This is a genomic window from Clostridium thermarum (assembly GCF_006351925.1).
GTDB classification, from domain to species: domain Bacteria; phylum Bacillota; class Clostridia; order Clostridiales; family Clostridiaceae; genus Clostridium_AU; species Clostridium_AU thermarum.
In genome coordinates this window covers 2,828,354-2,841,165 of sequence record NZ_CP040924.1, presented here as the reverse complement: position 1 = coordinate 2,841,165, position 12,812 = coordinate 2,828,354, and the positions used below count along the sequence as shown (strand labels likewise).

Sequence of the window (12,812 nt, the reverse complement as noted above, 5' to 3'; positions counted from 1 at the left end):
CAAAATTAATTACATGGTAATAATGAATGTTGTCACATAGGTTAAATCAAATTAATTCAACTACATTTAATTATACATTATTTTTACTTAATTTGTTAGTAGTAAGTTAAGTACAATAAATAATTCTAATAAATTTGTTGAAACTGCTTGATATAATGTAAATTTATGATAAAATAAATATGTTAAACAATTAACAAAGTTTAATAAATCCATGTTCATTTTTATTAAATACTTATTTTGAGAACAGTACTTTAGAGCTGTTCTTTATTTTTTTACTATAAATACAGAAAATCATTTTGACAAAATAATGAAGTGGTGTAACTATATTTACTCTGTTATAATAGTTATAATGATAGCATATAATAGGAGGACTGTATGAAGACTTTAAAAAGGTTAGGTGTATTTGTAGTTATTGCGATTATTGCCCAATTAGGAATACTAATCTATATAAATAACTTTATGCTTGGTTCCAGAAGTGTTTTTAAGGCAGAAGTCCCTACTATTCAGGATGAAATGAAGATATTGATACCGGAGAATATTCATGAATTTCAATCCTCCTTTGATGGAAAGTACTGTTCATATTATTCAAAAGATACACTATACATTATAGATATAGAAACATCAATGAGAAAAAGGATAGAATTTAAAGATGGACAAACTCTAAGCCTATATAGATGGTATAATGACAGTAATAAAATGATTTTGGCTGAGCAAAGTACTGCAAATGGGGCGGCAAAACTTAAGCTTACAATCTATGATGCTGACTTAGGCTTGCAGGAAGATTTTAAGGACCTAAGCTGGCTCGGTCATGATATTGTTATTGATGCTGTAGACTTTGGAGAGGCTGAGGATTTAGTATTAAAAGTGGTTAATGGAGGGGGAAGAGCTGACCTATTTTATGTTGGAGAGGAAATAAGCAAGCTAAGCGCAACTACAAGAAATATCGGAACCATGACATACCTGATCAAAGAAAAGAGAGTTATATATCAGGACAAAACCAGTAAAAAATATTATATCACCGGCAATAAAAATCCTATAGATTTAATTAGTCCAACCTCAACTATTATTGATGTAGATTCTTTAGGCAATTTGTATCTGTTTGATATGGACTTGGAAGGTAAAAAGCAGATATATTATAAGCAGTTAGGTACAGAGGATGACTGGATTGCTTTGGAGGTTGAAGAGGATATAGATGCTGAAGATATTTATATAGATGGGGAAGGAAACATATACGCCAATAATGTCTTAGAAGGAAAGATTACAGAGCTTAAAAGCAAAGCTGTCTTCACTTATTCTGGTAAATTTATGGAGTTTTTTAAAGGCGGAGTCTTTACGGCAAAGGATAATGAACTTAGAAAAATAGAATTTAACAAGGAGGAAAATAAATGACTACTGATAAATTACTTAATTTAGTACTACGAATACCAGCCTTATTGATAGCATTTACTTTTCATGAGTATGCTCACGCTATTGTAGCAGATAAATTAGGAGATAAAACTCCAAGATTCCAAGGAAGGCTGACCTTTAATCCGATAGCCCATATTGATCCCATCGGTTTTTTAATGATATTGGTAGCTGGCTTTGGATGGGCAAAGCCGGTACAAACAAATCCCTCTGCCCTTAGAAATTATTATAAGGATCATTTAAAGGTAGCATTAGCAGGACCTATAGCAAATATCCTAGTTGCGATAGTATTTTTGCCTATTTTGATTATTTACTACAAGTATATCTGGGATGTGATTCCCAATGCCATTATTGCTAATATAATTGGCCAAATAATAAATTATATTATTCTTTTAAATATTGTATTGTTTATTTTTAATCTACTTCCGATACCAGGTTTGGATGGTTACCATGTACTGGCGGACCTATTTCCTTCAACATTCAATAGGATCAGCTATAAAATCTATAAATACGAATTATTAATTCTGATAGTTTTTCTGGCAACTCCATTATCGGATTATCTAGTTGGGGTACCAGCAGGTTTTATATATTCAAAGTTTATAAATGTAACTAGTATTTTGTTTGGTTAGTTGAAAAGTAGTATGAGGGTTTTAGTTTATGAATAACTATATACTATTCAATAAGTTCATAATATTGATTTACTGTATAGTATCGTATATAGAAGGCAAAGGATACAGGGCTGCAGTTATTGTGGCTCTGCTTGTTATATATGTCACTATTAATGTAGCAATTTATGTGATAAATTCAGAGCTAATTAAACTGGTCGCAGTGATAATTTCTATTGTACTTTGTATACACTTGTCATACTACACTTCTAGTGTGTTTATATTATTGTTAATCCCCAACCTATCGGAACTTTCAGCCTTGTATTTTAAATCTGTTTTTTATTCAATTTTATTTCTTCTAATACCTGCTTTTACTTTGGAGGCGGTGATATTAAAGAATTACATATTGATAGCGTCTCTAAGCTGTATAATCATATATATATGCTTAAGGACTGAAAATAGATTCAGAGATATGAATAAACAAATAGATGCCTTGAGACAAGAAAAAGATAAGCTTTGCAAGTTAACCATAATAGAGGAAGAATATAAAGGGCAGTTGATATATGCAAAACAGTTGGAAGAAAGAAATATTATTGCCCAAGAAATACATGACAGTCTAGGACATGCTATAACAGGCAGTGTCATGCAGCTAGAGGCGGTGAAGCTGCTTTTGGATAAGGACAAGGATAAGGCACTGTTCATATTGCAAAGTGCTATTGAATCTCTCAGGAACGGTATGGACGATATAAGATTTACTCTAAGGAATATAAAGCCTCCAAGGGAACAGATTGGCATAAATAAGCTGAAACTGTTTATTGATGAATTCAAAAGAAAGAGTACCTTGGATATAAAGCTTACTTATGGTGGAGATATAAATAAAATAAGTACGGAACAATGGAGCTGCATTTACGATAATGCGGTGGAAGCACTCACTAATGCAGTGAAATATTCCAAGGCACTAAGTATGGTAATATCTATAGAAGTTTTAAATAAAATATTGAAGGTGGAATACAGGGATAATGGGGTAGGAGTCTTGACAATTAAAAAAGGTTTAGGCCTTCAGGGAATGGAAGACAGATGTGCTGCCCTAAAGGGAAAATTTATAGTGGACGGAAGCAGAGGATTTTCAATAATAATGCTTATACCTGTTGCGAATAATTAATGTAGGTGAGGATAAATGAAAATAAAATTGTTAATAGCGGATGACGATCCTTTAATAAGGGAAAGTTTAAAGATAATTTTGGGTATGGATGAGGAGTTCTCCGTAGAAGCCTGTGTTAGTAATGGACAAGAGGCTGTGAGGTTTTGCAGGGAAAACCCCGTGGATGTGGCACTGATAGACGTCCAAATGCCGGTAATGGATGGGGTGCAAGCTACAAGGGAAATAACCACTTCCACAAATGTAAGGGTATTGATCCTGACAACTTTTGATCATGATGATTACATCATGGATGCACTTAACAATGGAGCAAAAGGCTATCTGCTTAAGAACAATACTCCGGATAAAATTAAAGAAGCAATAAAGGTAGTATATTCCGGAAATAGCGTTATGCAGGATGCTGTTTTAGACAAAATGAAGCAGGAGCTTAGGAACCAGAAGGATTCTAAGCCTGATCTTAGGGACTTTACAGAACGGGAAATAGATATAATCAAAGCGGTGGCAGAAGGCTTATCCAACAAGGAAATTGCAAAGAAGCTTTTTATATCAGAGGGAACAGTAAAAAATTATATTACTTCAATATTGGACAAAACCGGTCTTGAACATAGAACACAAATAGCTATCTATTACTTAAAAGGCGGTAAAGTATGACTTTTGTCATAGGAGAATATGACTTTCTTTACTATAGGGAGGTCATATTTTTTTATATAATATGATTAATGAAAGATAGTTTTTAGGGAGGAAGAATTTATGAAGATAGTTAATATTAATAAACTTACAAAGAAATTCAAGGACCTAGTGGCAGTAGATAATCTAACTTTGTCTATATTTGAAGGGGAAATCTACGGACTTTTGGGACCGAACGGAGCTGGAAAAAGTACAACCATTAATATCATTAGTGGATTACTAAACAAAGATAATGGTTCAATCGAAATCTTTGAGAAGGATATGGCTAAGCACTCCAATGAAATTAAGAAGTATATTGGAATTGTGCCACAGGACCTGGCTATATGAAGATTTAACCGCCTATGAAAATGTAAGCTTTTTTGCCAGTCTTTATGGAATGAGAGGACAGGCGCTTAAGCAAAGCGTTATGCAGGCTTTAGGCTTTGTAGGCCTTACAGAAAAGGCAAAAGAATTTCCCAAACAGTTTTCTGGTGGTATGAAGAGAAGACTGAATATAGCCTGTGCCATAGCTCACAGACCCAGATTGATAATAATGGACGAACCTACAGTAGGCATAGATCCTCAATCGAGAAACCATATACTGCACTCAGTGAAACAGTTAAATTCTATGGGATGTACTGTTATATATACCAGCCATTATATGGAGGAAGTAGAGGAGATATGCAGCAGAATAGGAATTATAGATCATGGTAAGCTTATTGCAGAAGGTACTAAGGAAGAACTGAAGGCAATTATTACAGACAAGAATTCCTTCTATATAACTGTTGACTCTACAGATAGAGTAAAGGAAGAAGAGATAAAGGCAATTCAAGGAGTTATGAGTGTAGTTATAGATGAAAATATTATAAAGATAAACTCACATAAGGAAATAAATAATTTGGATAAGGTCATACTTTATCTTTCAAATAAAAAAATTGCTATCAAAAATGTTGAAAGCAAGGTGCCGGATTTAGAAACTGTGTTCTTGACTCTTACCGGCAGAAAGCTCCGGGATTAAAGGGGGGAGGTATAAATGCTGCTGAACATAATGCTAAAGGAAATTAAGCAGAATTTTAGAGATATAAAGGGCACTTTACTAATGACGCTTTTCGCATTGGTGCTGATGATAATTTTAGGTACAGCCTTTTCAGGGATCTTTGGAGAGGGTGAAATTACAAAGATTAAAGCCAAGGTGCTCTACAAAAATGAGACCCGACAAGCAGTTGCAGAAGGTTTTAAGCAGTTAGTAGAAGCCCTTAAGGAAAATGGCATGACTTTTGAAGAAACTCTGGATGAAACTAGTGCTTTGGACAGCATTAAAGCTGGTAAGTACTCCTGTTATGTCGTATTAAAAGATGATGAGATAATCATATATAAGAATGAAAAGTTAGACCTGGAAGCAAATATTGTTGAGTCGGGTTTAAAGGTTTTTATAGATAAATTTAACCTTATGAGCGAGATTGTAAAATATAAGCCGGAAGCCGCTCAGTATGTGCTTAGCTCAGAGAATGAGAATGCCGTTGAAATAACAACTCTAGACAAGAAAAAGGCACCAAGAGCCATAGACTACTATGCCGTAACCATGGTCAGCTTGATTATAATGTATAGTTCAATGGCAGGAATGAATTCAATTTTATCTGAAAAGACAAGAAAAACAGAAAACCGGCTGTTGATTGCACCAATAACGAAGAATAAGCTGCTGATAGGGAAAATGCTTGGAACAATTGTGTCCACAATTCTGCAGTTAACAATGGTAATCCTAGCAAGTAAATTTATATTAAAGGCAAATTGGGGAGAAGATATTTTAACCGTTGCTATAATTCTGATTACAGAGACAATGGCTTTTATTTCTCTGGGAGCAGCAGTGGCCCTTTTGTTCAAAAGAGAATCAGCCGCCAATGGTATATTGAATACTGTAATACCAGCTTTTGCGTTTTTAGGCGGTGGATATATGAATATCGAAGATATTGGCAGTGAAGCCTTGCTAAAGGTTGCAAATATATCACCTATAAGATGGGTTAACAGAGCCATCCTCAATATAATCTATAATAATGATTACAGCGCTGTTTCAACTACACTGGCAATAAATATTATATCAATAATTATTACAATAACCCTCTGTGTACTGCTATTTAGAAAGGAGGAAGCGTAATGAGAGAAATTTTCCTAATAGCAGCCAATACCCTTAAAATTATATTCAGAAAAAAGAGTAATATTATATTGTTTATTATAATACCAGTAACAATTACTCTTGCTATGATGTTTCTCTTTAGCAATGCCTCTTCCGGCACCATCAGGATAGGGATTTATAATCAAGATCAAGGGAAGCTAGGCAGTGAATTAGCATCAAATATAGCAGCGGTAGAAAAATTTAAAGCTATTGAAGTTAATGAAGAAGGGATAAATGATTTGGTACAGTCTCAAAAGGTTGACTGTGTGATAATTATACCAACGGATTTCAGTGAAAAACTCTATAAGGGAAAATCGGCAAAGGTAAGTATGAAAACTATCAAGGGCGAAGACACTACCATATGGATAGAAAACTTTACAAATATGTTTATTGAAAATTTAATGATTATAGGGAAAGCTTCAGAAGGTAGAAGAGAGGTATTCAGGAATATATTGGATGGATACATGGATGGAAACATTAAGCTAAGCATAGGAAAAGTAGAGGATGTATCCATAAGCAGGCAAACTACAAGTAGATCTCTAGGTATGCTGATTATGTTCATGATGTATGCCGCTACAATAACTTCAAGTCTTATAATAAAGGAAAAGCAGGGTAAAACCTTCTACAGAGTACAAACTGCACCGGTGAGCTCCAAGGCTGTAGTTTTTGGAAATACCTTAGCCAATTTAATTATAGTAGCCATTCAGGCTGCCATAGTGGCAATAACCATAAACCATGTTTTAAATATGAATTCCGGAATTGGCACTTTATATCTGGTTATTGTACTTCTGTTTTTCGGATTGGTATCGATATCTATGGGAATGGTGATAATTGCCTTCTCACAGAGCACGGCACAATCGGCAAGTCTTGCTACCTTGGTGACTACTCCAACCTGTATGTTGGGTGGTTGCTTCTGGCCGGTGAGTTTTATGCCCCAGGTGTTACAAAGAGTATCAGATTTTATGCCTCAACGGTGGGCGCTCAAAGCTATAGAAAGCCTTCAGACTGGATCCAGCTTAAATGAAATACTAGTAAATCTGGGAATTTTGATAGCCTTTGCAATAATGTTCTCAACCATCGCAGCTTACAAATTTAAAAATAATAAATCTGTGGGAAGCTTTATATAATGGAGCTTTTATACAGAATAAGTTTTATATAAAATGAGATATATATAATAAGTTTTATATAAAATAACTATATTAATTGTTATGAAAATTGTATAATATATATATCCCATAGGCAGACTCAATTTCAACTAGTGATATAAAAATCTATAACTGCACAGAGATATTGCGGAGGTATATAAAATGAGACTAAGGAAAAAATGGTGGGCAAGACCTGAGATGGAGAGTAGTGATTATGTAATCACAGAACCAAAACAGTTCAAGGGAAAGTGGAAGGAAGTTTTCGGCAACGATAATCCCCTTCATTTGGAGTTGGGCTGTGGTAGGGGACGGTTCATTACTACTAAGGCTGAAAACCATAGTGAAATAAATTATATAGGCATAGACTTAAAGGATGAAGTATTGATATATGCTCTTAGAAAGGTAGCAGAAAAGGAATTGCCTAATGTAAGGCTGATACCTATGAATATAGCTTGGGTGGGAGAACTATTTGATAAGGATGAGGTTGATAAGATCTATATAAACTTTTGTAATCCCTGGCCAAAGCTTAGACATAATAAGAGAAGACTAACCCACAATAATTTTCTGAATATCTACAAAGGCTTTTTGAAACCAGGTTCTCAGATTTGGTTTAAAACTGATGACGAAGGGCTTTTTACGGATTCTCAAGTTTATTTTGAGGAAAGTGGATTTACAATCAAGTATATAACCTATGATCTTCATAAAAGCGAATTTAAAGAAAATGTAGTTACGGAATATGAGGAGAAATTTACTTCATTGGGAATGAAGACTATGTTTTTAATTGCAGAACTCAATGCTGCTGAATAAACTTATTATAATATAGATATAAACAATGATATACACGTCAGAGTCTCAGTGAGTACTTTGATGTGTTTGTTTTATTTCAAGTAAACTAGGAGAGGTTAGCTAAAATCTGTAAATTAAAAAAATTCATTAATTGTTAATACCTTCTTAAATAATAATTAATACTGTATTATATTGAACATGTTATAATAAATACATACAAGATGCATATTGCGTATAAGTATTTTTGAAAATGGTACAAGTGATATCCATTTAAAGAAAGAAAGGATGTAAAATAGCATGACATATAAATTTAAAGATATAGTTACTTATATAGCTATTGCTTTGGGACCAGTGTTGTTACTTGGTGCAGTGTTTCAAGTGTTGGTTTATGCTGTTCCTGTTATATTTATTATATGGGCAATAAAGTGGATAATAGGCAAAATAATGGGGACGGTTCATGAACATAAGCAAACAAGAAGTTGGAAGAAATCAAACAATGAATTTGAATCCATTGAGAGTGAAAAAGTGAATTTCAATTATTATACTAACTATAAGTCTAGTATTGTAGATGTAGAATACGAGGAATTAAATTAATATAGATATTAGGATACAGCTTAGTTTACTATGATTTCCCCCTTCATAGTGAACTAAGCTGTATTTTTTTATGCGGAATAGAAATTTAACAAATTCATTGGAATAAATTAGGCTATTCGTAAAATTAATTATATTGGGGTGTGAATAAGTGATACAGATTGAAAATGTCACTAAGATATGGATAATACTCTGACCTATGTAATTTGAATTAATAGTAAAATAAATGAGAAATCTTAGAGATGATGGAGCTGAACGGTACTGGAAAGTTTATTACTATGAATATTTTAACTGGATACATGTCAACACATGAAGGTACCGTAGAGCTTGAGGATATTGATATATTAGACAAGCCGAAAACGGTGAAGAAAAAAGTAGTTCTTTATCTGTAATGCCTACACTTTACATGGAATTGACTATCTATAAGTATTTAAAGGTTATTTCAAAACTTAAAAAAGGAAAATCTAATGAAGTTAAGCCAAGTCTTGATAAAATCATGGAATTAGTTAATATCATGCAAGTAAACGATAGACTTACAAGAAACCTAGCAAAGTTGGATAAGCAGATAATTGGCCTTGCTCAAATAATTATATGGGATACACAAATAATTATTCTAGATGAGATAACTGTAGGTCTTGATCCTAGAAATATCATTGAAATAAGGCATAATGAAGTATATTGTAGAAAAATGAATTGCTGAATAAAGCTTTTCCTTTTTTATATGAAGATCTATATTAGATAATATAGGTTAATTGAGGAATGAGGCTATAATATGGTAAGTAGGGCTTGTACAATTAGCATATAAATTTAAAGTGTATAAAAATTATAAAAAATTTAAAATTAATAGTTATTTTGTAAAGGGCTATATTTTCGATTACACCAAAGCCATTTTATATTTGTATATTACGCAGGAGTATGCATAACTATGAAATTCTTAATTATATACTGATACTTTGAGTTTATAAGTTCATATCCCTTAGAACACAGTTTTGAGATATGAGATTGGGTGACATCTCCTAGGTATTCACAAATTTCTTTAATGGTCATATCACAGAGGCCACGGAGCATTATCACAGTCAAGGCTTTATATGTAGTATTAGATTTTAAATGTTTTATACGGAGATTAAAAGCGTCCATTGAAAATAATTCTGATAAATATTCGATAACTTTATGTTTATCAATATCTTGAATTACCTTAACTTTTTCACTTCTATACTCAATGATATTATTATATATTTCATAATCAAATTCTTCAGAATTGTCAACATTTTCTTCAGATGGTTTAAAAGTATTTACAAGTAGGGTGTATCTACTAATTGCTTTAAACTTGTCTTTGCTCAACCTTGTCAGAATTACTGAAGGATCTAGAATGTTATATCTGTCTTTTGATAATCCAAGGTAAACAGGCAAAGATGAAAATTCGTATTTATATATAGATTTAATACCTTTTAGGTCTTTGGCATTATTATGAATGTAAAGCGATAAAACAAACATATATCGATCATTATCCACAACTTTACTTTTAAATCTGTCTTGAAAAACATGACCATGTCTGGCATATTTGTGGTTATAATATTGGGAATAGCTTTGATTTATTCCATGCATAATCTTTGAAATATCAGAGCCATTGGAAAAAAGAAGTATGTGCAAATGATTATCCATTAAACAATAAGCATATATTTTAAAATTGAAAATTGTTTGATATTTCTTTATAAGTTCCATGTATCTAACTTTATCATCGTTATCACGAAATAAATCTATTTCAGATATAGAACGGCAGATAATATGGTAGGTATATTCATTGCTTTTAACTCTTGCGCATCTTGGCATTTTTATCACTCCTCAGTTTAATTATTGCCGCTAGCCGAAAAAATAAACAGGGGACGGTTCATGAATATAACATCCTTATGTTCATGAACCGTCCCCCATTAAGCTAAGCAACTTTTAATCTTAATATCCAATATGGTCATCCCTTAGATAAGTTGAACCATCCAAAGGAATAAGTACTTGAAGCGGAGGAGTACCTTGAGGTTTTCCCACAACATAAACAGTATATATCTTATTTGGCTGCAGTTTAATGTTAGGAACTATTAAAATGATGTTATTAGTTTCACTTATTTTGGCTTGTATTGTATAATTACCTGCTGGAACAGGTATATAGCCTGTAACTTCTTTAAATTCAACATCACTAAATAGTATTTTACCATCTGGTAAGATTATATCAACAGCTGGTGCTTCTGAAGAAAGATGAGCAAACCTAACCATTGAATAACCAGGAGTTGGCCCAGAAAGTGGTTCTAAGATGGGTAATAATGAACCGTCCCCATTAGGCACTGCTGCAATAGTGTGGATTGAATTTGGCATTAGTTGTAGGTTTGTCTCGATTAGAATAGGTGTCTTTTTTCCAGCAGGATATACCTTAATCTCGTAAATCCCTCCTGGGGTTTGAAAATAGTTTGTAAAGTTTGCGTATCTTAGGTTTGATGCAGTAAGCTTTCCATTGATATATACATCAATAGCAGGTGCATCTGGCATAGCATTTAATAACCTATAATATGTTGGTAAGGCCTTAGGTACGGCTTCCCTCATAAAATTTTGGTAAGGGCAATAGAACATAATATCCACTCCTTTTGAATTTTAATAAAGCATATGAAAACATAGATTGAAATTAGATATACAACGAGATGTTATCTCTTCTTTATCTACAAAATGAGGCTATGAAAGAGAAGGGGGATAAAACTTTGCTAAAAATACAGATTAAAAGCACTCCATTAACATAATATGAACATCAAATGGAAATTGTGAAATGTTTTGGGTTATTTAATAAAGTCATTGATGTGTCTATAAAATGAAAAAATATATAATCACTAAATACAAGTCTAAGAAATTAATGAGGAAAGTATGTATCCTAAAGTCGAAACAAGTTATCACAGAATGAACCGTCCCTTAATAGAATAATTAAGAGGTGGAGTGTAATGAGTACCGCGCAATTAAACAAACAATACAGAAAGCTTATCGTAGGGTTAGATAAGGAAGTACCTGTTAGAGGAGACATGTATGTTAAGTATATCAATTTTGATAATGCTGCAACTACGCCTCCATTTGTTTCTGTGGTTAATTCTGTAATCCGTTTTTGCCCTTGGTATTCCTCCATTCATAGAGGAATGGGATATAAGTCGATGGTATCTTCAAGAATATATGAGGAAGCCAGAGCTAAGGTTTTAAAATTTGTTGGTGCTGAGGAGAAAAGTAATACTGTAATATTTGTAAAGAATGCAACGGAAGGTTTAAATAAGCTTTCTTATAGGCTGATACAAGATAAAAATTGGGTAGTACTTTCAACATGGATGGAGCATCACTCCAACGATTTGCCTTGGCGAGATAAGTGCATAGTAGATTATGTAGAAATTGATGAAGAAGGAAGGTTATCACTAGAAGATCTAGAACAAAAGTTGAGAAAGTACAGAGGTCGTGTAAAGCTAGTTACAGTTACTGGAGCCTCAAATGTTACAGGTTATATTAATGACATTCACAAAATCGCCACGCTGGCGCATAAGCATGGAGCAAAGATTATCGTAGACGGTGCACAATTGGTTCCCCATGTTCCTATTGATATGAAGAGCGACAACAGTGAGGAACATATCGATTATCTGGTATTTTCAGCCCACAAAATGTATGCCCCCTTCGGTATCGGAGCAATTGTTGGACCTAAGAAGAGCTTTGAGTATGGAGCACCGGAATATAAGGGTGGAGGGACGGTTCATGTGGTTACGAGAAAAAATATATATTGGGATGATCCACCGGCCAAGGAGGAAGCAGGAAGTCCCAATATTATCGGAGTGGTAGCTCTTGTAGCAGCCATTGAACAATTAACTAAAATAGGCATGGACAAAATCAAAAAAAATGAAAAACTCTTAATGGATTATACCCTAAGTAAGTTAAAACAGCTACCATTTCTTAAGCTGTATGGCTGCGATGATGGCTGCGTTGAAAGGGTAGGTATTATTCCCTTTGTTGTTATGGGAATTCCACATATAGAAATTGCTAAGGCTCTTTCCGAGGATAGTGGGATTGGAGTGAGAAATGGTTGCTTTTGTGCCCAGCCCTATATACAGAGGCTTTTGAAATTAACAGATCAGGAAATAAAATATTACAAAAAACTTCCAGATGACAAAAAACCTGGAATGGTGAGAGTGAGCTTTGGCTTATATAATACGCCTAAAGAAGTTGATAGGTTGGTAAGTGAATTGAGAAGAATCATAAAAAGTAATTAAAAAGGTTATAAT

At 33.4% G+C, this 12,812-nt stretch carries 13 protein-coding genes and 1 pseudogene; 12 read left to right on the top strand and 2 right to left on the bottom strand.

Going from position 1 to position 12,812, the window contains the following annotated elements:
- Positions 1 to 375 precede the first annotated feature (375 nt).
- The 11 genes and pseudogenes from FHY60_RS12775 (at position 376) to FHY60_RS12730 (ending at position 9,226) form a co-directional block, all read left to right on the top strand.
- Positions 376 to 1,389, top strand: a complete 1,014-nt coding sequence (locus FHY60_RS12775; protein ID WP_139905407.1) for a hypothetical protein — start codon at positions 376 to 378, stop codon at positions 1,387 to 1,389.
- The gene (locus tag FHY60_RS12770) at positions 1,386 to 2,033 is read left to right on the top strand and encodes a site-2 protease family protein (RefSeq protein ID WP_139905406.1); all 648 of its coding nucleotides are present in this window, start codon (positions 1,386 to 1,388) and stop codon (positions 2,031 to 2,033) included. The genes FHY60_RS12775 and FHY60_RS12770 overlap by 4 nt, the downstream gene beginning before the upstream one ends.
- Positions 2,034 to 2,061: 28 nt before the next feature.
- The gene (locus FHY60_RS12765) at positions 2,062 to 3,171 is read left to right on the top strand and encodes a sensor histidine kinase (protein WP_139905405.1); all 1,110 of its coding nucleotides are present in this window, start codon (positions 2,062 to 2,064) and stop codon (positions 3,169 to 3,171) included.
- Between the two features lie 15 nt (positions 3,172 to 3,186).
- Entirely contained in the window at positions 3,187 to 3,819 is a 633-nt protein-coding gene (locus FHY60_RS12760) for a response regulator (protein ID WP_139905404.1), read from the top strand.
- A gap of 99 nt (positions 3,820 to 3,918) precedes the next feature.
- Positions 3,919 to 4,852, top strand: a pseudogene (locus FHY60_RS12755) (ABC transporter ATP-binding protein).
- 15 nt (positions 4,853 to 4,867) lie between these two features.
- The gene (locus tag FHY60_RS12750; protein ID WP_139905403.1) at positions 4,868 to 5,986 is read left to right on the top strand and encodes an ABC transporter permease; all 1,119 of its coding nucleotides are present in this window, start codon (positions 4,868 to 4,870) and stop codon (positions 5,984 to 5,986) included.
- Complete coding sequence (locus FHY60_RS12745; RefSeq protein WP_139905402.1) at positions 5,986 to 7,131, top strand: ABC transporter permease; 1,146 nt, start codon at positions 5,986 to 5,988, stop codon at positions 7,129 to 7,131. Before FHY60_RS12750 ends, FHY60_RS12745 begins: the two co-directional genes overlap by 1 nt.
- 180 nt (positions 7,132 to 7,311) lie before the next feature.
- The gene (trmB, locus tag FHY60_RS12740) at positions 7,312 to 7,956 is read left to right on the top strand and encodes a tRNA (guanosine(46)-N7)-methyltransferase TrmB (protein ID WP_139905401.1); all 645 of its coding nucleotides are present in this window, start codon (positions 7,312 to 7,314) and stop codon (positions 7,954 to 7,956) included.
- Positions 7,957 to 8,232: 276 nt separating this feature from the next.
- A complete protein-coding gene (locus tag FHY60_RS12735; RefSeq protein ID WP_139905400.1) occupies positions 8,233 to 8,529 on the top strand; it encodes a hypothetical protein in 297 nt (98 codons plus the stop codon).
- A 239-nt stretch (positions 8,530 to 8,768) separates the two neighbouring features.
- Entirely contained in the window at positions 8,769 to 8,918 is a 150-nt protein-coding gene (locus tag FHY60_RS17980; protein ID WP_163216010.1) for a hypothetical protein, read from the top strand.
- A complete protein-coding gene (locus tag FHY60_RS12730; RefSeq protein ID WP_139905399.1) occupies positions 8,918 to 9,226 on the top strand; it encodes an ATP-binding cassette domain-containing protein in 309 nt (102 codons plus the stop codon). The genes FHY60_RS17980 and FHY60_RS12730 overlap by 1 nt, the downstream gene beginning before the upstream one ends.
- A gap of 203 nt (positions 9,227 to 9,429) precedes the next feature.
- On the opposite strand, the gene FHY60_RS12725 is transcribed toward FHY60_RS12730, so the two are convergent.
- Both FHY60_RS12725 and FHY60_RS12720 read right to left on the bottom strand, forming a co-directional pair.
- A complete protein-coding gene (locus tag FHY60_RS12725; RefSeq protein ID WP_139905398.1) occupies positions 9,430 to 10,356 on the bottom strand; it encodes a transposase in 927 nt (308 codons plus the stop codon).
- 120 nt (positions 10,357 to 10,476) lie between these two features.
- Positions 10,477 to 11,115: a DUF4397 domain-containing protein gene (locus FHY60_RS12720; RefSeq protein WP_243122149.1), complete on the bottom strand. Its 639-nt coding sequence runs from the start codon at positions 11,113 to 11,115 to the stop codon at positions 10,477 to 10,479.
- 386 nt (positions 11,116 to 11,501) lie between these two features.
- On the opposite strand from FHY60_RS12720, the gene FHY60_RS12715 reads away from it, so the two are divergent.
- On the top strand, positions 11,502 to 12,800 hold the full coding sequence (locus FHY60_RS12715) for an aminotransferase class V-fold PLP-dependent enzyme (protein WP_139905396.1): 1,299 nt from the start codon (positions 11,502 to 11,504) through the stop codon (positions 12,798 to 12,800).
- The last annotated feature ends 12 nt before the right edge of the window (positions 12,801 to 12,812 follow it).

Bases quoted from the DNA above. Each gene is read 5' to 3' on its own strand.
- FHY60_RS12775 (WP_139905407.1), top strand. From the start codon at position 376: ATGAAGACTTTAAAAAGGTTAGGTGTATTTGTAGTTATTGCGATTATT.
- FHY60_RS12770 (WP_139905406.1), top strand. From the start codon at position 1,386: ATGACTACTGATAAATTACTTAATTTAGTACTACGAATACCAGCCTTA.
- FHY60_RS12765 (WP_139905405.1), top strand. From the start codon at position 2,062: ATGAATAACTATATACTATTCAATAAGTTCATAATATTGATTTACTGT.
- FHY60_RS12760 (WP_139905404.1), top strand. From the start codon at position 3,187: ATGAAAATAAAATTGTTAATAGCGGATGACGATCCTTTAATAAGGGAA.
- FHY60_RS12750 (WP_139905403.1), top strand. From the start codon at position 4,868: ATGCTGCTGAACATAATGCTAAAGGAAATTAAGCAGAATTTTAGAGAT.
- FHY60_RS12745 (WP_139905402.1), top strand. From the start codon at position 5,986: ATGAGAGAAATTTTCCTAATAGCAGCCAATACCCTTAAAATTATATTC.
- trmB (WP_139905401.1), top strand. From the start codon at position 7,312: ATGAGACTAAGGAAAAAATGGTGGGCAAGACCTGAGATGGAGAGTAGT.
- FHY60_RS12735 (WP_139905400.1), top strand. From the start codon at position 8,233: ATGACATATAAATTTAAAGATATAGTTACTTATATAGCTATTGCTTTG.
- FHY60_RS17980 (WP_163216010.1), top strand. From the start codon at position 8,769: ATGATGGAGCTGAACGGTACTGGAAAGTTTATTACTATGAATATTTTA.
- FHY60_RS12730 (WP_139905399.1), top strand. From the start codon at position 8,918: ATGCCTACACTTTACATGGAATTGACTATCTATAAGTATTTAAAGGTT.
- FHY60_RS12725 (WP_139905398.1), bottom strand. From the start codon at position 10,356: ATGCCAAGATGCGCAAGAGTTAAAAGCAATGAATATACCTACCATATT.
- FHY60_RS12720 (WP_243122149.1), bottom strand. From the start codon at position 11,115: ATGAGGGAAGCCGTACCTAAGGCCTTACCAACATATTATAGGTTATTA.
- FHY60_RS12715 (WP_139905396.1), top strand. From the start codon at position 11,502: ATGAGTACCGCGCAATTAAACAAACAATACAGAAAGCTTATCGTAGGG.